This is a genomic window from uncultured Holdemanella sp. (assembly GCF_958348295.1).
GTDB lineage: Bacteria > Bacillota_I > Bacilli_A > Erysipelotrichales > Erysipelotrichaceae > Holdemanella.
Map to the genome: position 1 here is coordinate 21,446 of NZ_CATVYQ010000003.1, position 18,803 is coordinate 40,248.

The window sequence follows — 18,803 nt, forward strand, 5'->3', positions numbered from 1 at the left end:
ATTCAACCCTCCAAAGGTTTTTTCTTGATTTGCCCATACGCTCTAGGATATTTATTAGGCGTATGCTTTACCTTTTTAAAATATAAATTAATACGTGTTGCATCCTCTTCAATCATGAATTTTTCTTCATCAACCAATTCAACACCTAATGTTTCAATTGCTTTTTTAGCATTTAATAATTCTTCATGCCCGTTTTTTCCTTTTAGTGCCACCATTGTATGATTCATTTTCACAAAAGGAACACAAAGTTCTAATAAAATCGATAGTTTGGCAACCGCACGCGCACTAACCACATCAAAACATTCACGCTTTTCTTTTGCCAAATCTTCGGCTCGAACATTCAATATATCTAGATTTTCTAAGTTTAATTGAGTTTTCACTTCATTTAAAAAACGACAACGCTTTTGTAAAGGCTCCACCAAAGTCATATGCACATGTGGAAACGCAATCTTTACAGGAATTCCAGGAAATCCTGCACCTGAGCCAATATCACACATTGTTTCAAATTCAATATTTGAAAATGGCATGATTGAATCATAAAAATGTTTCTCCCATACTTCTTCTTCCTGTGTGATTGCCGTTAAGTTCATCTTCTCATTCCATTCAATAAGAAGTTGCATGTATTTTTCAAATTGATTCATTTGTTCTTCATTTATTTGGATGCCAGCTTCTAAACAAGCCTTCTGAAATTCTAATTTAGTCATGAAAACCCTCCACGCTAACCATTATATCATATATTCGTTTCCGTCGTATTTTTACTATACGCAATAATTTGACACTATGCATGTCGGTTTATTTACTTTATTCATTTATGATACAATTTTAAAGAGGAGGTCACTTATGAAAAACTTTAAAAAGATTTTATTCATTCTTATATTTATCTTAATTGCCTTTATTAGTGGTATATTCTTTGCGAATAAACAAACAGAACCAGAAATCACATCGACATTGATTCAGAATCGAATTGAGCAGGCGAGTGATTTGGTAACGACAAAATATCATTATACGAAAGTAGGAAAATTCGAAAATTCATTAAATCTAAATGGATGGTCTATCCCTTTGACAAACAAATACTTCATACTAACATTTGAAGGAGAAATTCAATTGGGTACAGATTTATCTAAGGCAAATATAGAAATCAGTGACTCTACAATTCATGTGACTGTCAATAAACCTACTGTTATTTCAAATTCAATTGATGAATCAAGTATTGAAGTTTATGATGAAACAAAAAATATATTTAATCCAATCAGTGTGAGTGACTATAAAGCTTTTGCGGTTGAACAAAAAGAGAAGGCTTTATCTGAAGCCAAGAAAAAGGGATTAATGAAAACGGCTCAAGAAAATACAAAGAAAAGTATTAAACAGATTATTTCCATTATCCCAGATACAGATGATTATAATATCGAAGTAACATTTAAGGAGTAATTATGCCAAATTTAAAATTAGTTGATGCATTCACAGATTTTGTAGAAGAAAGTACTCTTCCCTATCGTCAAATGATGACCTATTATAATTGCGCGTTAATGGAAGTGGAAACTAAATTTAAAGTTCTTAATGAACAATTCTCCCTATTCTATGATCGTAATCCCATTGAATCGATTCATACGCGTATCAAATCGCAATCTAGTATTCTTAAAAAACTTCAAAAGAAAAATTTATCACTTACGATTCCAAACATTGAAAAGAATCTGTTCGATATTGCCGGTGTTCGAGTTGTATGCTCTTTTACAGAAGATATTTATTCTTTAGCCAACTCTTTTCTTAGCCAAGATGATGTGCGCTTGATTGAAAAAAAGGATTATATTGAAAGTCCTAAAGAAAATGGGTACCGAAGTCTTCATTTAATTGTAGAAATCCCCATCTTTTTATCGGATGAGAAAAAGTGGGTCAAGGTAGAAGTGCAATTTAGGACAATTGCGATGGATTTTTGGGCAAGTCTAGAACACAAGATTCGCTATAAGAAAAACTTATCAAAAGAACGTTTAGATGAAATTGATAAAGAATTATTAGAGTGTGCTAAGATTTGTAAGACACTTGATGAGAAAATGGAAGAAATAAAGACGGGAAATTAACTTCCCGTCTAATTTTCTTCATATACTTCTTCAAAAGATACTTTTGCGTCTTGAGAATTTTCTTTCATGAATTTACGATTCTTATAGAATCCTACTGTCAACAATGGAACGATGATGATGGCGATACCTAGATATCCACAATATCCATATCCGTATTTAACAACATTAGTTAGTCCAACAAAAGAAATTCCCATAGAAACGACCATGATAAAAGCAGAAACTAAAGCTCTTCGAACTGGTACATTTTCTACATTTTGAAGGAATTTCACATTTTCAAAACGATTCACAAATCCAAAGATGACACAAACTGCACTTGAAATCAAACATAAGAATAATACCAATCCATATAGTGCTACAAGCCAGTTTGCTCCAAATGATTTTAATGTTGTTAATGTTGGTAGAGTTGTTCCGTTTGGCTGTGTTAGATAATAGTGTTGCCAACAAAGTAACATCAATACCGCAAGACCTAATCCTAACATATTCAATGTGAATGTTAATGCCATTGAACGATCACAATCTTGTTTTGTCTTTAATACACTTGTTCCACAAACTAAGATAGCAGGTACTGTAACCCATTGGAAAGCTGAATAAGTAACACCGTTCCAAACTGCTTTTGGAAGTTGAGTCCATCCATGTACTGAAAAATCAACACGCATAACATCTAATAGGTTATGTCCATTTAATAAACCAACTGTATAGATAGAAACAGCTAATACTAAAATGACAATACCCATATATGTACTTGCTCTACGAATTAAGTCGACTCCAAAAATTGTTAAGAATAATACCACTAATCCAATCACAAATGTTCCTAGATAATAATTCAATCCAAAGTATTGTGTTAATGCACTGGCTGCTCCAGAAATACATGATGCGACAACCATTAAAACCATGATATTAAAGAACAACTCAAATAACAGTTCTACTTTATCAAACGGATGATATAAACATTCAAATAATTCCTTATACGTTTTTAATCCTCGTGAATTCATCATAATCTGACCTTCACGAATTGTCATAGCTAAAAGTAACATTGCAACGGCAACCCCAACAATAGCTGGCCACCCTAAACTAACAAACCATGTGTTTTCCTGATTTCCTGTCGCAAATCCTCCGCCTGCGTGTGCTGCAAATGCAGTGGTTGCCACTGAAAATGCTGCCATCCAGGAACGATTCATTTTTGTGTTTTCATTCTTCTTCATAATCAAATTCTCCTCTTTCTGCAACAAAAAACCTTCCGTCTCTTGTTGCCTTATAATCAACTTCAGAGACGAAAGGTAATAATCTTATTCTTCCGCGGTACCACTCTAATTCATTCTAATGAATGCCCTCATCGATGCCATCACATCTAGTCTTTATATCGTAAGACTCACGTCTATAACTACATTATCGCTATAGCCACTCCATGGTGATTTTCATTCTCTAGCTTTACGATATTTTCCACCAAACAATATCTCTCTAGGCTAAAACGTAGTGAATTACTCTTCCATATCAATGCGTTGGCAACATAATACTATAATTTACATTTTGTTTCAAGTATTTTTGTAAATTATTTACATTTAAATTGTAAATAAAAAGAGGCGTTATACCTCTTTCATAATTCGATCAATAGTTTCTACAACTCGACTTGTATTTTTACCATCTGTATATACCATATACTTCATTTGAAAATAAGATAATTTATCATAATCATAATCTTCAAATTTCAAGGCTTCTATCAATTGATTCTCATCTGTACATATCGGACCAGGAAAATCATTAAAGTCTATGTTCAATCCTATATTTTGTTTGTATTCATCAATATCCGGAATATAGCTGATCATTGGTTTATTTAACAAAGAGTAATCGAATATTACACTCGAATAATCTGATATCAAACAATCACTAACTTGCATCAATGTATATAAATCTTCCTTATTCATATTGATTCCACCCTTGCACTGAATATCTCCAAGTAATGGATGAAATTTATATAGAACAACATAATCCTTTATTTTTGTGAAATCAAAAGACTGGATTTTAAAACCATCAATGATATTTCCTCTAAAAGTAGGTGCATATAAACATAGCTTTTTATCCTTCAATTCTGGATATTTCAAAAAGAACTCATCTCTTTCATTTCTATTTAATAAAGTATCAATTCTTGGCATTCCCGTTACTAAAACTTGATCTTTTTCTACATTAAAAGCTTTGGAATAAGGTTCTTTCCAATATTCCGCGCCACATAAAACATAGTCATAATTTCGTATAGGATATTGCCTTTTGATTTGATTACCAAATTTTTTCACGGCTCCACACGCATGCCAAACTTGTAGTACTTTGACATTGGTTGGTTTCATATGACTAATCACATAGTTGTTGTCGTTTAAAATCACAAGACTTGATTTTTTTATTTCAACTAACTGTTTTAAACAATTCAAGAAATATTTAAAATCACCCCATAGATTTTTTTCAAACTTTAATAATATATAATGAATATCATACTTATTCTCGTGACGTAATTGCTTATCGATGAGTTGAAAATCACCTAACAATACACTTTGAGTTAAACTAATGAAAGTAATTCGATTCTTTTTTGGGTAAATATAAAAAGTTAAAATATCTACGATTTTCAAAGCGATATTTAAGATTATCTTACTGAATCCCATTTTATTGCACCGCCTTATATAAGATATCTACTACTCTTTTAGATGCATTTCCATCTTCATGATTATTAAAATATTGATTAAACTCATTCAATTTAGAATAGTCATACACTTCATTTTTAATATCATGCAACATGGATTCTTCATCCATATAAATTTCACCAGGAATATCCTTGTGAATATCTAAATAGAATCCTCTTAAATCTGTCGCATATTCTTTTAAATCATACATATAGAAATAGATAGGTCTTTTCAATATTGCATAATCAAAGAATACACTTGAATAATCCGTAATCAATACATCACTAATCACATACAATTCATTGATTTCTGCTTGAGCAGGAATGGAATACAAGAATCCATCTAATTCTGGATTGTCTTTAAATGTATTAATAATTAAATAGTGTGGTTTAAATACAACGATTGTATCTTTACCTAAAACTTCTTTCCATTTTCTAAAGTTTGCCTTTAATTCAAAAGTATATCCTGCAGAAACATAGGAATTATCTCTCCATGTCGGTGCATACAATACAATTTTTTTATCCATAGGCAACTGATATTTATTTTTTATCGCATTGCATTCTTCTTTTGTGGCATTTGAAATAAAATCATTTCTAGGATATCCTGTTTCAATCAATCTTTCTCTATTGATTTGAAAAGATGTTTGAAACACACGAGTACAAAATGCATTTGGACTAATCATATAATTGTATCTTGCGACATCTACATCGTATGAATGACACATCTGCTCATAACTAACACCTGAACGATAAAATGTAGTATCTTCACTCACATCAATATCATGAGCTAATCGTTTTAATGGTGTTCCATGCCAAGTCTGTAAATAAACTTGATTTTCCTTTTTAAAAATATATGTAGGTAATTTGCAGTTCACTACCCATAATTTTGCCTTCGATAAATAATAGAAATAAGGAATGCTGAAATATTCTTTTATTTCAGCTCCCTCAATATGCAATTTTTTGTCTTTGTGATTCTTGATAAACCAAATAAAACGATATCCATCAAATCTTGGATCTTGTTTCATCTGTTCATAAATAGCTTTAGGATTATCTGAATAGCCACGACCATGAAAAGATATAAATATAACAAGTTTTTCATCCACTTTAAATAGTCGATACGTTAATTTATATGCCAAACGAATACACTTTCCTGCAAACTTTTTAATCGGTCTTAAAAGTTTTATAAGCATGGCTACCCCCTCCTTTTTTTATTTAAATACTTCTTCTACAATATGCTTTGATGCATTTCCATCGTCATAACAACAGAAACGTTTATAGAATTCTTCATAACGTTCCTTATATTCTTCATTGATTTGATTAATATTTAAAATTGCGTTCACAACTTCTTCACTTGTATATAATAGTGGACCTGGTACTTCTGTATTCATATCAATATAGAATCCGCGTAACTGGTTCTTATATTTTTCAATATCATATGTATAGAAAAGCACTGGTCGTTTCAAGTTCGCAAAGTCAAAGAATACACTTGAGTAATCCGTGATACAAATATCACTAATCAAATAGATTTCACTGATATCATCATATTTGCTTAAATTATATACAAAGCCTTCAAGACCTGTTGTATCAATGTTATCTGCGATATAGTGGTGTGTTCTTAATAAAACAACATATTCATCCGATAATTTTTCCATCATTAACTTTAAATCTAGAGCCAATGTGAATTTATATTCCCCTTTTCCATAATGCTCATCATCACGCCATGTCGGAGCATATAAAATCGTTTTCTTATCTTCTGGAATACCAAGTTTTTTTCTTAAGTCTTTGGCAATTTGATCTTTGTTTGGCCAATATAAAATGTCATTTCTTGGATATCCATATTCAAGCATCTTACCTTCATACATAAAACAGCTTCTAAATGTTTTCGTACTAAACGGATTGGCACTTACTAAATAGTCCCATTCTTGTCTTTGTCGATAGAATTGCTGCTTATATTTTGGAGATGCCGAAGTTACTTCTTCTTGATCGAATACAAGGCGTTTTAATGGTGTACCATGCCAAGTTTCAACAAATACTTGTCCTTCTCTTTTGCGATACCATAATGGTTGTCTAACATTAAATACAAAATATTTACTAACAGCTAAATAATACGCATATTTAAAAGAGAAACGCTTTACAACTTCTGCCCCATAAGGAACTTCATGCCCATCATTCAATGCCCATACACATTTATATTTGCCTGGATAATTCTTGGCAATATATTCATATATATATTTAGGGCTGTCTGAGTAATTTTTAGCCATAAATGTTTCAAATAAAATTGTGTTTTCTTGAATTGGTTTCTTAGAATAAACATGATAGTAAGCAAGTTTAAATAAAACATTCTTATTTTTAAAGATTCTAAAAAACTTTTTAATTCCTAATTTTCTTCGAACACAACTTTGGACACCTTTTAAATCACGATTTTGAAGAAAAGCTACCATTTTTTTAGAATTACGCTTATATCGATTCATAACTTCTGGACGAATACCATCGATAGTTTTTGCGATTCGTTCGAAATATTCAGTACGCCATAGATCATCTTGGCTGCGACGGATTCGTTTAGACATTTTAGATACAAAGTAAGATACAATCTTACGATCTAAACAGTAACGCACAACGCCATCTTCTCTTAGAAGTGTACGAGTATATTCAATTGCTTCACATCTTTCGTTAAAACGATTCTCATTTTCTTCCTGACTCAATGCAGGTTCATTGATAGGATCATTATGTTTACGTTTAACATAGATAGCATCTTCTACTTGTAATGCTGATGAAAGTTTTTCTAATAATGGACACATGAATGTCATATCGCAATAGTATCTAAAGTTCTCATTAAACTTTAAGTTATTACGAACAACAAAATCACGGTTATATAAATTACCTAAAACAGTAAATGTACGAATTCCTTTTCGATTGTCCATTGTATAAAAAATAGCTTGAGCTTGTTGTGTATCTTTTTCATATGATGCAAATGAAATAAAATCTGAAAGTCGATTTAAGCATTTTTGTTCTTTTTCTTCCAAATCTTCTTCATCCACTTCTTTATTTTCTATCTTATGAAGATAATTTGCCTTGTTATTCCAAGTATGATTGATTGTTCCATAAACCATATCTACATCATGATCAATTGCTTTAATCATATTTTGTAAAGTATCTTCTAAAACATAGTCATCACTATCTAAAAAGTAAAGATAAGCTCCTTTAGCTTCTTGAATACCAACATTTCGACATGTCGCTACTCCTGTTACTCCTTCAGGTAATGTGTATACTTCCATATCAAAAATAGAATTATATTGTTCTAATAAATCATCGATGTCTTCAGTTGGATGATCTAAAACGACAATCAATTCAAAATCTTTAAATGTGCTTTGTGCTAAATTTTGTAGACATTCTTTAAAATAATGTTTGTACTTAAAAAAAGGAAGGATAATACTAATAGTATGCATATTAACCCTTCAATTCCTCTTTTAATTGTGTTGTACTAATACCTTCCGTTCTCGGTAAATATACAACTTCACAATAATCCTTTAAGAAATCAAATTTTCCCTTCCAATCATCGCCCATAACAAACACATCTACATTGTATTTCTTTACATCTTCAATTTTTTGTTCCCAACTAGTTTCTGGAATCACCTTGTCTACATATTTAATTGCTTCTACAATTTTCATACGATCTGTGTCTTTAATTTTACACACTTTATTTTTACCCAAATTAAACTCATCACTACTTACCGCAACAATCAAATAATCCCCTAATTCTTTTGCACGGCGTAATAAATTTAAATGACCTACATGAAATAAATCAAAAGTTCCATATGTTATTACTGTTTTCATGAGTATAAACCTCCCTATATAAACACTGTAATTGTAAACTATTTTTGATAAATTGAAAAGGAGTCCATAAACTCCTTTATTAACCGAATAATTTTGCGATACCTTTCTTTTCTTTTTTAGGTAATAATCGCTTTTCAAATTTCTCATCCAAGAATTTTTTCTTTTCTTTTTTACTCATTGCCTCTAGCTTATCTACATAAATCGAATAATCATCACAAACTTTATTAATGTCTCCCATTTCAACAAGCTGACCACCTTCGATCCACATTCCTGTCTTGCAGAATTCACGAACCTGACTTAATGAATGGGAAATAAAGAAGATTGTTTTTCCTTCTTCATCTCTTAGTTTCATCATACGCTTCATGCATTTTTTTGCAAATCCTTTATCACCCACACTTAATGCTTCATCAACAATAAAAATATCTGGATTTAATGCTAGTGAGATAGAAAATCCTAAACGAGATTTCATACCTGATGAATATTTTTTTACGGGCTGATATAAGAAATCTCCTAACTCTGCAAAATCAATAACATCATTTGTGATTTCTTGAATTCTCTTTTTTCTAAGCCCCATCAATGCGCCTTTGACGTTAATATTTTCAAGTCCTGTCAATTGTTGATTCAACCCTGTATTAATAGCAATTAATGCTTGTTCTCCATTAATTTTCATCGTACCACTATTGATTTCAGAAATTCCAGACAATAATAAAGATAGTGTAGATTTACCAGAACCATTCGTTCCTAAAATGCCGACAACATCTCCTTTTTTAACTTTAAACGATACGTCTTTTAATGCATAAAATTCTTTCTTATCTGTTTTATATTGATTGTTTTTATTTCTCAAAGTATAAATTTTTGAAATATTTTCGACTTCAACAGCATATTCTTCTTTAGACATATAAATCTCCTTAAATCATATCAATGAATTTCTTTTTGAAGGTATACATCAAAAAGCATCCTAGTGCAAAAATCAAAAAGACTAGACACCAGAAATAAAGTGTAATTGCAGGGTGGTCAAAAACATTTCTTCCATAGAACACCGCATCTCTATAACCTTGAATAATATAATAGATTGGATTTACCTTTACAAGCTTATTTAAAATACTTGCGAATGGAACATCCGGTTTAAAATGACAATCCCATAAAATAGGAGAAAAGTACATCAACATACGCATGATAGAAGAAATAAATTTCTTAACATCACGCCATAACATTGTAAGTACAGATAATACGAGTGAAATAGCTTCTCCAAGCATAAATGCACAGAACATATAATAAATAATCCATAACCAATTTAGATTTGGATACCATCCACTTAAAATCAATGTAACAAATGTGATAATCAACATCACAAAGTGATTAAACAATTCTTTTAAGCAAACTGTTGCCGGCAAAACAGAAACAGGGAATTTCATTCTTGTGATGACATTTGTCTTAGAAAATACGGCAGAACAACCATCTACAATACATGGACGGATATACCACCACACACTAAATGCTACAACTAGCCATGGTAAATACTCTACCGTAATACCTCTGTATGTCTGAGCTTTTCGCCCCCATGCAATACCAAAAACTAGCCAATATGTGAATACTTGGATAGCTGGAGAGGCAAAATTCCAAAAAATACCAAATTTAGAATCTCGCATATCTGATAATAATTCATATTTGGCAATACAGAAAATACGATAAAAGTTTGAAAAATTCTCTTTTATAACATATGAAATGCTTTTAAACATATAAACTTCTCCTTAACAACCTTTAGGTTATCATATTTTTCATAGAAAAAAAATCTGCATGATGCAGATTTTCTTGCATTCCTTCTCCTTTCCATTTTAATTTTAACAATTCAATGTGAATTTATTATGAAAAGGGTGCATTTTATTCGTTTTCTTCCATTTCTTTTTCGACTTCGTCTAATTCATCTTCAATCAATTCTGAATCATCTTCATCTTCATCGTCTTCATCGATTGCGATAGAATCTGTATCCATAACACTTTCTGAATACGTATGACGTGAACGTAAATCCCAAGTATTTTGTGACATATTTAAGAAACGTCCATCTAAAGATAAATCTGTATAGAATTGAGCGATATTATCTTCAAATTGTGTTTGAGTAAAACCCATTTCCTGACTTACATCTTTCCAAAGATCAACAAAAGGCATAGCTCCCTTGTTGTTGGTCAATACTTGATATGCTACTTCAATCATAGACTTTTTCATAATACAATAAAACTCCTCTTAATACTTACATTGATTCAACTGCTTCAACACCAATACAATCTAATGCATTAACTAAAACAATTTGTGTTGCCTTTACTAGAGCAAGACGTTGTGAACTTAATTCCAAATTATCACGATCTACAACTTTACATACATTATAGAAACTGTGGAATTTACTAGCTAAATTTTGAATATAGTGACACATTTTATGAACTTGACGAGATTGAGCTGTTTCAACAATAACCTTATTGAATTCTTGTAAAGATTTCATCAATTCAATTTCTTTTTCATTTGTTAAATCCTCAAATGTTGTTGCCAATTCAATATCCTGTGCTTGTTTTTGAATAGAACACATACGTGCATGTGCATATTGGGCATAGTAGACTGGATTTTCATTTGATTTTTTAGTTGCTAATTCAATATCAAAATCCAAATGAGAATCTAATGCACGTTGAACGAAGAAATAACGAGCTGCATCGACACCAACTTTGTCACATAACTCATTAATTGTTGTCGCATTTCCTAAACGTTTTGACATCTTCATTTCTTCACCATTTGATACTAAACGAACCATCTGAATAATATCAACATGTAGTTTATCTGCATCATTTCCTAAAGCTGTCATACTTGCTTTTAAACGAGGAATATATCCGTGGTGATCAGCTCCAAAGAAGTCAACTAACATATCAAATCCACGTTGACATTTATCATTATGATAAGCAATATCTGGAACTAAATAAGTTAATGAACCATCTTGTTTTCTTAAAACACGATCTTTATCATCTCCAAATTTTGTTGTTTCAAACCATAAAGCCCCATCTTTTTCATATACGTAACCTTTTTCGTTTAACTCATTGATTGCAGCTTCAACCTTTCCTGCATCACGAATACTTTGTTCACTTGACCAAACATCAAAATGTACACGATAGCGATCTAAATCTTTTCTAATTTTATCTAGTTCAAACTTGATTCCTTCTTTTTTAAAGAATTTCAAATTTTCTTCTGTAGGTTCTAAGTATGTTTCAGGATATTCTTTCGCCAATTCATATCCTTTTTCTTCAACATCTTTACCCATGTAACCATCTTGACCAATTTCTGTTGGAATTCCTTGGGCCTGACGATAACGAGCATTTAAGGATAATGCTAAGTTTGTAATCTGGTTACCTGCATCATTCACATAATATTCACGAGTTACATCATATCCTGCTTTTTTCATGATACGTGCACAACTATCTCCCCAAGCAGCTCCTCGAGCATGTCCTAAGTGTAATGATCCTGTTGGGTTGGCACTAACATATTCCAAATCCACTTTGATGCCATTAGCTGGTTGTTGTCCATAATTTTCTTTTTGTGCTAATACATCTGAAATAACTGTACTAAAACGATCCTTAGATAAAGTAAAGTTCAAAAAACCAGGTCCTGCAATTTCAACATTAGAAACCATTTCTAACGAAAATGAATCTAAAAGACTTTGCGCAATCATTCTTGGATTTTGATGTAATTGGCGAGTTAACTGCATCGCAACATTACTTGAAAAATCACCATGATCTTTATTTTTTGGTGTTTCAACAACAATGTTTTGTACATCTAAATCTAAATCAAATGACTTTTTGACTGCATTTTGAATGGCTTGTTTTAATTCAACTTCAATTGACTGCATATGTTTCCTCCTTATTTATATATAGTACAAAGTGAAATTTTTGTTCTTCATTTCCTTGTATAAGACTGTATTTTACTTCTACACGATTTTCATCTACATTATAATGACTCGTATGACAATCCAAATCTATCTGTCCAAACTCTGTTTCAATATGTCCTTTTGTATGGTTATCTAATCGAAGTGTCAAATTCACAATTACCTCCGATTCACTGCGAATAACCAATCCTTTTTTCCATATTTTCCACTCAAATCGATGTGTTTCATTATTAAAGGAAACTAGAAGTCCTTCGTTAGCACAAAAGTCTATTGTGGCTTCTCCTTTATATAATGTTTGATTCGAAATTTTATCAAATAAATGTACCTGATTTGTCATAGCTAGTGCATAATATCACACTCTGATTTTTTTGCAAGAAAATTCATTAAAAAACATAAGTTTTTAATTAAAATATTACATTTTAAATTAAATAACATCTGTTTTTTTAACAATTCAGCCCTTTTTTCACAAGTGAAAACGGTAACACGTGATGTGTTACCGTAGTTTTTAAAGTATTTCTTTTGGAAAATAAATTTGCTTATTTGTTTGATTTTTCATTTTTAATAACGCCTTAACAATCTGTGAACAATCAGATAAAGGCACCAATTCATTTTTAAAATCTAACATCCAAATGATTTGATTTTCATCATTTTCTGTATAAGGTAAATAAGCCTTCGAATGAGATATTGCTTCATAATAGTAATATTCTAAATCATATCCATATTCTATAAGTTTATATTTAATATCTTGAATTTGTTGGTGGTCTGGATCTTCAACCCATTCGAATAAATGGCGATTTAAAATGCGATTCGCAAAATCTTTTAAAATCTTATCTTCACTCTTTAAAGCTTGTTGAAAACCATAGAACATACGATGTTCATCCATTAAATAAAAATCATCGTTAGATAGTTCTCCATTCATTAATGGTTCAAATACATCGATATTTCTTATTTTTGCGTAGCGTTTGAAAAATTGCTGAATCATAATTTCATATGATTTGGCATCTGGATGTAAGTAAACTTGCCAATACATATGATATCTTGCCATAATGTAATCTTCAATGCTATGCATACCACTCATTTTTACACATAAAGAATCATTTTTAACTCGTAAAGTGCGCAAAATTCTTTCTAAATCAAAATTACCATAACTTGTTCCTGTTTCATAAGCATCTCTTAAAAGATAATCCATTCGATCCGCGTCCAATTGTGAACTAATCATTTGATACATCATAGATTTCGAGTGTTTATGCGTTAAAATCGATACAATGTTTTGTGGCAAAGATTCATCCTCTTTAATTAATGCCTTATGAATTTCCGTTTCTGAATCTAAAATCAAATCACAAGTCATTTGTTCATGGTGCTTCTTATGAAGTTTTTCAAAAAAATGTGAAAAAGGACCATGGCCTAAGTCATGCAACAAGGCAGCACATAAAACTTGAACCTTTTCATATTCGCTTAAAGAAGCTGTAATTGAATCCACTTCTTCACACATTCTTCTTGTGATTTCATATACCCCTAGACTATGTGAAAAACGCGAGTGCTCTGCCGTATGATAGATTTGAAAATCTCCACCCAACTGATGAATACGATGTAATCTTTGAAATTCTTTTGCATTGATACAATCCCATATCACTTGATATTTCACATGAATATATCCATGAACTGGATCTCTTAATACTTTGGTTTCATTTGTTTTATTAAACATGGCCACACCTCCTTTAATGCTTCTACTAGCATTTTATCAGATTTAAAGAAGTTATAGTCATATATATGATCTGGAGTAGTCCAAATATATTCTGAATGCACACTTAATTTTATTGGTTTTTCATCAGAAGTACATGTAAAACAAGTCAAATAAATTTCATATCCATCTTGATAATCAATACTGTTAGCTAAATATTGAACATTGTAAATATCAATACCACACTCTTCTTTCCATTCACGTATCAAAGCATTTTCTTTTGTCTCATTTTCTTCCACTTTTCCACCAGGAAATTCGAAGAATCCTTTACTAGAACCATAGTTTCTTTGTGCAATCATGACTTTTCCATCAATGATAAGGGCTCCACAAACGACGTTAAGCTTGTTCATCTTCAATTCTTTCTTCATGAATAATTTCAAACAACAATTGAGCATTTTGTTTAGAAACTTGTTTTTGAATATCTAATACACGAATCTCAAGAAGTCTTGCACCAAAGCGAATACGAATTGTATCACCAATTTTTAATTCTGTACTTGGTTTAGCTACACGATTATTGACCCAGATACGGCCTTGTAATGCCAGTTCTTTAGCTGCTTCTCTTCTTTTTAAAATACGCGCTGTTTTTAAATATTTATCTAATCGCATCAAAATTCTCCTTCTAATTTCTCAATAACTTGCATCATTAATTCAATATGTTTCTTTATTCGTTTTGAAATCATAATTTTAATTTTTCCATTTTCTAATTTCAAATTGATTTTTCGACTAATTTCATTAATGGTTCCAAATAATTTAACTCCATCACAATTTTTTGACCATTCTGCACTCATTGTGATGGTAATAACATCATCCGTTTCTTTTAAAGACTCTACACCTTCTCGATTCACAAAGAAATCTAATTTTTTCTGTTCAAACAATTGTTTCACTTCATTAGGAATATGTCCAAATAAATCTTCAATACGCTTTTCATATTCAATCAAATCAGATAAATTTTCTGTTTTCTTAATATGTTGATAAATTTCTAGTTTATCTCCATCATTATCTGTGAATTTTTTAGGAATATATCCAGATAACTGCACTTGAGCTATTTTGTCATTCTTCTTATCTTCGATTGGTTTCCCTTGTTTTTCCTTAATAGCATTTGCTAACATTTCAAGATATAGATCCAAACCAACATCATCAATAAATCCTGCTTGTTGAGGACCTAACATATCTCCGGCTCCACGAATAGTTAAATCTCGCATAGCTACCTTATAGCCGCTGCCTAATGATGTAAATTCTTTAATGGCTTTTAATCTTTTATGTGCTTGTTCCGTTAATTCTTTTTGTGGATGCACCAATAAATAACAATATGCGATTTTTTCACGACGTCCCACACGCCCTCGAATCTGATAGAGTTGGGATAATCCAAAGCGGTCTGCATCATCAATGATCATCGTATTCGCATTCGCAATATCAAGTCCTGTTTCAATAATTGTCGTACATACTAAAATTTGATATTTCTCTTGTTCAAAATCAATCATAGTTTGTTCAATATCATTTTTTTCCATACGCCCATGTGCCACGGCTACTTTGGCATCAGGAAACATATTTTGAATATTTTTAGCTACAGAATAGATATTTGAAACATGATTGTATAAATAGAATACTTGTCCTCCACGTGATAATTCTCTTTGTATAATTTCTTTCACTACACTTTTTCGATTTTCCATTACATACGTTTGAATCGGATGACGATGCAATGGTGGTGTATTTAATTGTGAAATTGTACGCACTCCAATCAAAGACATCTGTAAAGTTCTAGGAATTGGTGTTGCACTTAAAGATAGAACGTCGATTGCGTTTTTCATTTCTTTAATTCTTTCTTTATGTTCAACCCCAAATCGCTGTTCCTCATCAATAATTAATAAACCTAAATTTTTATATTGGAAAGATTTATTCAATAATTTATGAGTACCAATAATAATGTCAACTTGCCCTTCCGCCAATTCTTTTTTAATCTGACTAATTTCTTTTGTTGACACAAAACGATTCACAACTTTGATGTTAGCTCCCACATTTTCAAAGCGCTTCATAAATGTCTGATAATGTTGCATAGATAAAATTGTAGTTGGGCATAGTAAAGCTACTTGTTTATTGTTTGAAATCGCCTTGAATGCTGCACGCATAGCTACTTCTGTCTTACCAAATCCCACATCTCCACAAAGTAGATGATCCATTGGTTTTGGTTTTTCCATTTCGCGTTTGATTTCTTCGGTTGCTCTTATTTGATCTGGTGTTGCCTCATATTCAAAGGCATCTTCAAATTCTTTTTGTAGATCATCATCTTTACTAAACGCAAATCCAATATCTTCGTTTCTCTTCGCATATAACTCAACTAATCGAACTGCAATTTCTTCAACCTTCTTAGAAACCTTTTCCTTAGTCTTTTTCCATTTATTTGATCCTAATTGAGATAGCTTAATGCCCACACCCTCTTTGGACACGTATTTTCTTACAAGCTGAAACTGTGATAATGGAACAAATAATTCGTCGCCTCCATTGTATAAAACATGTAAATAATCTAAGGTTTTTCCATTTACTTTTCGCGTTGTGATTCCTACATATTGACCAATACCATATTGTTCATGCACAACATAATCGTTTGGTTCTAATTCAAGAATATTCTGTAAGATCAGACCTTGTTTAAATGTTTTCTGATAACGCTTGATTTGACTAGGACGATGGAATAATTCCTGTTGTGTATAAACGGAAATATCTTCATATGTAAATCCTTCATAAAAATTATCTTCTATAAATGTGATATTTTTATGAATCGAATACGCTTTTAAAGCTTCTTCCACCTTTTTAGTATGCTCTTCATCCAAAGAAATATAGATATTTTCTCCTTTTAGATTTTCTAAAATTTGAATCAATGGCTGATCTGATTTTTCTAATGTCTCTATTTTTGAAAAAATTGGATTTTTAAAATCCAAAAAATCATGGAACATCTGAATATTGTATTCATTTTTGAATGTGAATAAATCATGATACATACTATATTTAGGTAAGTATTGATGAGATTCTACCATTTCTTGAATAAAAGAAATAGTTTCTTCATTCAATTTTTTATATCCGTTTTCTACTTCTTCCTGACTCGAAAAGATAATATGTCCTTTTACATAGTCTGTTAATTTATTCGCTTTTAAATAACTAAAATAAATATATAAATGTGGATCAATATCATAATTTTCTATGGAAATCTTATCTTTTTCAATATAATCCAATAAGAAATCATAATCATCTTGAATAAGTTTTTCGTGTTGTTTTTCTAATTCAGAATCAATTTCTTTTTGTAGATATTCAATCTGATCATCTGTAAATAATAAATCTGTAGCTGGATTAATCAATACTGAATCCACAGTTTCAATTGTTCGTTGCGTTTCTTCATGAAATAAACGAATAGATTCAATCACAGTATCAAAAAATTCAATACGAATCGGATGTTCATATTCTAGACAATATACATCTACAATACCTCCACGACTCGCATATGTACATGGGCGATCGACATAATTGACTTTTGTATAACCAGCACGATTTAGTTTTTGTTTCAATTCAGCCATCGTAATTTCTTGATCCACTTCAAATTTGAAACAAAGACTTTTAAATAATTCAATATCTGGTAAATAACGCAAAAAGGCCGCCGTATTACATATAATAATACGTGGCTTATCTTCTTTCACAAGCTGCGTTAATACATAGAGTTGTTCTTGTTTATCTTCTGGACTTGAAGCAATGGCTTGTACACGTAAAGATTCTTCCATCACAAATAATAATGTATCATCAATTAATGGTTTCAATCTTTGATAAAGTTGTTGAGCTTCATAGCGATTTTTCTTGACTACAATTCGTGTTTGTTTATCCTGCATAAAAGCACTAGCCATACATAAAGCTTCTTCATTTGGTAATAAGTTTCCTATATTATTTCCAAATTGAACCATTTGTTGAGTAACTGGATTAGCTTGTAGTTTATTTAATATTGTCTCTTTCAAGAATATCACCTACTTTTTATTATACCTATTCATTGTGTCACTAAAAGAATGTTTAATAGAAAATTTAGCTGCTTTTGCGGCTTGTTCTAAAGCATGATTTAAATCGTCTTGTTGTTCTTGAGGAAATTTGCCTAGTACCCAATCTACAACGGGAATCATTTTATCTTTTCCAATACCTATGCGAATACGATCAAATTCTTGCGTACCAATATGAGAAATTATACTTTTGATTCCATTATGGCCTCCGGCACTGCCTTTTTGGCGCAAGCGAAGCTTTCCTACTGGCATATCCATATCATCATATAATACAAGAATATCTTCAGAAGGCACTTTATAGAAATCCATGCATTGTCTTAGAGCGATACCGCTATTATTCATATATGTCGTTGGTTTTAATAAGATAATATCTTCTCCATCAATTTTCTTTTTTGCAAAATAAGCAGAAAACTTTTCCTGATTAAAATCCATTTCTAGCATTTTTGCCAATATATCAATCGCCATAAAGCCAGCATTATGACGTGTATTTTCGTATTCTCTTCCAATATTCCCTAATCCGATAATAATTTTCATAAAAATC

General features: G+C 31.2%; 18 protein-coding genes and 1 other annotated feature. Of the genes, 2 read left to right on the forward strand and 16 right to left on the reverse strand.

All coding sequences use genetic code 11. The features are described 5' to 3' along the window. Positions 1 to 2: 2 nt before the first annotated feature. Positions 3 to 704, reverse strand: coding sequence for a 16S rRNA (guanine(527)-N(7))-methyltransferase RsmG (gene rsmG / locus Q3907_RS01020; protein WP_295563130.1), 702 nt, complete (start codon positions 702 to 704; stop codon positions 3 to 5). Between the two features lie 136 nt (positions 705 to 840). On the opposite strand from rsmG, the gene Q3907_RS01025 reads away from it, so the two are divergent. Further along, a complete protein-coding gene (locus Q3907_RS01025) occupies positions 841 to 1,428 on the forward strand; it encodes a DUF4230 domain-containing protein (RefSeq protein ID WP_295563131.1) in 588 nt (195 codons plus the stop codon). A gap of 2 nt (positions 1,429 to 1,430) precedes the next feature. Further along, entirely contained in the window at positions 1,431 to 2,075 is a 645-nt protein-coding gene (locus tag Q3907_RS01030; protein WP_301896807.1) for a GTP pyrophosphokinase family protein, read from the forward strand. Between the two features lie 8 nt (positions 2,076 to 2,083). Here Q3907_RS01030 and Q3907_RS01035 read toward each other — a convergent pair whose 3' ends face one another. From Q3907_RS01035 to pth, 15 genes are all read right to left on the reverse strand, one after another. Next, complete coding sequence (locus tag Q3907_RS01035; RefSeq protein ID WP_295643601.1) at positions 2,084 to 3,277, reverse strand: hypothetical protein; 1,194 nt, start codon at positions 3,275 to 3,277, stop codon at positions 2,084 to 2,086. A 61-nt stretch (positions 3,278 to 3,338) separates the two neighbouring features. Next, positions 3,339 to 3,579, reverse strand: a binding site (T-box leader). A 79-nt stretch (positions 3,580 to 3,658) separates the two neighbouring features. Then, positions 3,659 to 4,723, reverse strand: a complete 1,065-nt coding sequence (locus tag Q3907_RS01040; protein ID WP_301896809.1) for a CDP-glycerol glycerophosphotransferase family protein — start codon at positions 4,721 to 4,723, stop codon at positions 3,659 to 3,661. A gap of 1 nt (position 4,724) precedes the next feature. Further along, the gene (locus tag Q3907_RS01045; RefSeq protein ID WP_301896810.1) at positions 4,725 to 5,930 is read right to left on the reverse strand and encodes a CDP-glycerol glycerophosphotransferase family protein; all 1,206 of its coding nucleotides are present in this window, start codon (positions 5,928 to 5,930) and stop codon (positions 4,725 to 4,727) included. Positions 5,931 to 5,948: 18 nt separating this feature from the next. Further along, positions 5,949 to 8,186, reverse strand: coding sequence for a bifunctional glycosyltransferase family 2 protein/CDP-glycerol:glycerophosphate glycerophosphotransferase (locus Q3907_RS01050; RefSeq protein ID WP_301896811.1), 2,238 nt, complete (start codon positions 8,184 to 8,186; stop codon positions 5,949 to 5,951). 1 nt (position 8,187) lies between these two features. Next, entirely contained in the window at positions 8,188 to 8,574 is a 387-nt protein-coding gene (tagD, locus tag Q3907_RS01055) for a glycerol-3-phosphate cytidylyltransferase (protein ID WP_040466417.1), read from the reverse strand. A 79-nt stretch (positions 8,575 to 8,653) separates the two neighbouring features. Further along, complete coding sequence (locus Q3907_RS01060) at positions 8,654 to 9,472, reverse strand: ABC transporter ATP-binding protein (protein ID WP_295563138.1); 819 nt, start codon at positions 9,470 to 9,472, stop codon at positions 8,654 to 8,656. A gap of 10 nt (positions 9,473 to 9,482) precedes the next feature. Continuing rightward, positions 9,483 to 10,313: an ABC transporter permease gene (locus tag Q3907_RS01065; protein ID WP_295563140.1), complete on the reverse strand. Its 831-nt coding sequence runs from the start codon at positions 10,311 to 10,313 to the stop codon at positions 9,483 to 9,485. Positions 10,314 to 10,455: 142 nt separating this feature from the next. Next, a complete protein-coding gene (rpoE, locus tag Q3907_RS01070) occupies positions 10,456 to 10,797 on the reverse strand; it encodes a DNA-directed RNA polymerase subunit delta (protein WP_295563142.1) in 342 nt (113 codons plus the stop codon). A 25-nt stretch (positions 10,798 to 10,822) separates the two neighbouring features. After that, positions 10,823 to 12,457: an arginine--tRNA ligase gene (gene argS / locus Q3907_RS01075; protein ID WP_301896812.1), complete on the reverse strand. Its 1,635-nt coding sequence runs from the start codon at positions 12,455 to 12,457 to the stop codon at positions 10,823 to 10,825. Continuing rightward, a complete protein-coding gene (locus tag Q3907_RS01080; protein ID WP_301896814.1) occupies positions 12,444 to 12,830 on the reverse strand; it encodes a DUF1934 family protein in 387 nt (128 codons plus the stop codon). Before Q3907_RS01080 ends, argS begins: the two co-directional genes overlap by 14 nt. A gap of 168 nt (positions 12,831 to 12,998) precedes the next feature. Beyond that, positions 12,999 to 14,198 carry an HD domain-containing protein gene (locus tag Q3907_RS01085; protein WP_301896816.1) on the reverse strand — a complete coding sequence of 400 codons (1,200 nt, stop codon included), beginning with the start codon at positions 14,196 to 14,198 and terminating at the stop codon, positions 12,999 to 13,001. Beyond that, the gene (locus tag Q3907_RS01090) at positions 14,165 to 14,584 is read right to left on the reverse strand and encodes a (deoxy)nucleoside triphosphate pyrophosphohydrolase (RefSeq protein ID WP_295563149.1); all 420 of its coding nucleotides are present in this window, start codon (positions 14,582 to 14,584) and stop codon (positions 14,165 to 14,167) included. Before Q3907_RS01090 ends, Q3907_RS01085 begins: the two co-directional genes overlap by 34 nt. Then, positions 14,571 to 14,840: an RNA-binding S4 domain-containing protein gene (locus Q3907_RS01095; RefSeq protein ID WP_256268016.1), complete on the reverse strand. Its 270-nt coding sequence runs from the start codon at positions 14,838 to 14,840 to the stop codon at positions 14,571 to 14,573. Before Q3907_RS01095 ends, Q3907_RS01090 begins: the two co-directional genes overlap by 14 nt. Further along, positions 14,840 to 18,235, reverse strand: a complete 3,396-nt coding sequence (gene mfd / locus Q3907_RS01100; RefSeq protein WP_301896819.1) for a transcription-repair coupling factor — start codon at positions 18,233 to 18,235, stop codon at positions 14,840 to 14,842. The genes Q3907_RS01095 and mfd overlap by 1 nt, the downstream gene beginning before the upstream one ends. Beyond that, positions 18,236 to 18,796: an aminoacyl-tRNA hydrolase gene (gene pth, locus Q3907_RS01105; RefSeq protein ID WP_301896820.1), complete on the reverse strand. Its 561-nt coding sequence runs from the start codon at positions 18,794 to 18,796 to the stop codon at positions 18,236 to 18,238. It abuts the gene before it with no gap. Positions 18,797 to 18,803 lie beyond the last annotated feature (7 nt).

What these genes read in the sequence shown, in the direction of transcription:
- rsmG (WP_295563130.1), bottom strand. Translation starts at nt 704, where the DNA reads ATGACTAAATTAGAATTTCAGAAGGCTTGTTTAGAAGCTGGCATCCAA.
- Q3907_RS01025 (WP_295563131.1), top strand. Translation starts at nt 841, where the DNA reads ATGAAAAACTTTAAAAAGATTTTATTCATTCTTATATTTATCTTAATT.
- Q3907_RS01030 (WP_301896807.1), top strand. Translation starts at nt 1,431, where the DNA reads ATGCCAAATTTAAAATTAGTTGATGCATTCACAGATTTTGTAGAAGAA.
- Q3907_RS01035 (WP_295643601.1), bottom strand. Translation starts at nt 3,277, where the DNA reads ATGAAGAAGAATGAAAACACAAAAATGAATCGTTCCTGGATGGCAGCA.
- Q3907_RS01040 (WP_301896809.1), bottom strand. Translation starts at nt 4,723, where the DNA reads ATGGGATTCAGTAAGATAATCTTAAATATCGCTTTGAAAATCGTAGAT.
- Q3907_RS01045 (WP_301896810.1), bottom strand. Translation starts at nt 5,930, where the DNA reads ATGCTTATAAAACTTTTAAGACCGATTAAAAAGTTTGCAGGAAAGTGT.
- Q3907_RS01050 (WP_301896811.1), bottom strand. Translation starts at nt 8,186, where the DNA reads ATGCATACTATTAGTATTATCCTTCCTTTTTTTAAGTACAAACATTAT.
- tagD (WP_040466417.1), bottom strand. Translation starts at nt 8,574, where the DNA reads ATGAAAACAGTAATAACATATGGAACTTTTGATTTATTTCATGTAGGT.
- Q3907_RS01060 (WP_295563138.1), bottom strand. Translation starts at nt 9,472, where the DNA reads ATGTCTAAAGAAGAATATGCTGTTGAAGTCGAAAATATTTCAAAAATT.
- Q3907_RS01065 (WP_295563140.1), bottom strand. Translation starts at nt 10,313, where the DNA reads ATGTTTAAAAGCATTTCATATGTTATAAAAGAGAATTTTTCAAACTTT.
- rpoE (WP_295563142.1), bottom strand. Translation starts at nt 10,797, where the DNA reads ATGAAAAAGTCTATGATTGAAGTAGCATATCAAGTATTGACCAACAAC.
- argS (WP_301896812.1), bottom strand. Translation starts at nt 12,457, where the DNA reads ATGCAGTCAATTGAAGTTGAATTAAAACAAGCCATTCAAAATGCAGTC.
- Q3907_RS01080 (WP_301896814.1), bottom strand. Translation starts at nt 12,830, where the DNA reads ATGACAAATCAGGTACATTTATTTGATAAAATTTCGAATCAAACATTA.
- Q3907_RS01085 (WP_301896816.1), bottom strand. Translation starts at nt 14,198, where the DNA reads ATGTTTAATAAAACAAATGAAACCAAAGTATTAAGAGATCCAGTTCAT.
- Q3907_RS01090 (WP_295563149.1), bottom strand. Translation starts at nt 14,584, where the DNA reads ATGAACAAGCTTAACGTCGTTTGTGGAGCCCTTATCATTGATGGAAAA.
- Q3907_RS01095 (WP_256268016.1), bottom strand. Translation starts at nt 14,840, where the DNA reads ATGCGATTAGATAAATATTTAAAAACAGCGCGTATTTTAAAAAGAAGA.
- pth (WP_301896820.1), bottom strand. Translation starts at nt 18,796, where the DNA reads ATGAAAATTATTATCGGATTAGGGAATATTGGAAGAGAATACGAAAAT.